General features: G+C 71.9%; 1 pseudogene (running past one end of the window). It reads right to left on the bottom strand.

The features are described from left to right. Nucleotides 1-224 (bottom strand): annotated as a pseudogene (locus tag CCN44_RS42305) (cell division protein FtsK); its annotated part reaches 320 nt to the left of the window's first position; the annotation flags it as partial.

The following is a 224-nucleotide window of genomic DNA, read 5'->3' as shown; positions in this document are numbered from 1 at the left end:
GGCCGCCGGCGTCCCTTATGCCCTGCATGCCGTCGCTGCGCGCGGGTGCGCCGCAGGCGATGTGGACCTGGCCGAGCACACCGACGACGAGCGCGGACAGGCCGATCACGATCCGCCCGTTGGCCTCCGGCTTCTCCGGGTGCCGGATGAACCGTACGGCGATCACCGCGAGCAGTATCGGCACCAGCAGGTCGAGCCGGCCGAAGGCGCCGGTGACCAGGATC

It is taken from the genome of Streptomyces tricolor, from assembly GCF_002155905.1.
Classification (GTDB): domain Bacteria; phylum Actinomycetota; class Actinomycetes; order Streptomycetales; family Streptomycetaceae; genus Streptomyces; species Streptomyces tricolor.
This window is presented reverse-complemented; position numbering and strand designations above follow the sequence as displayed.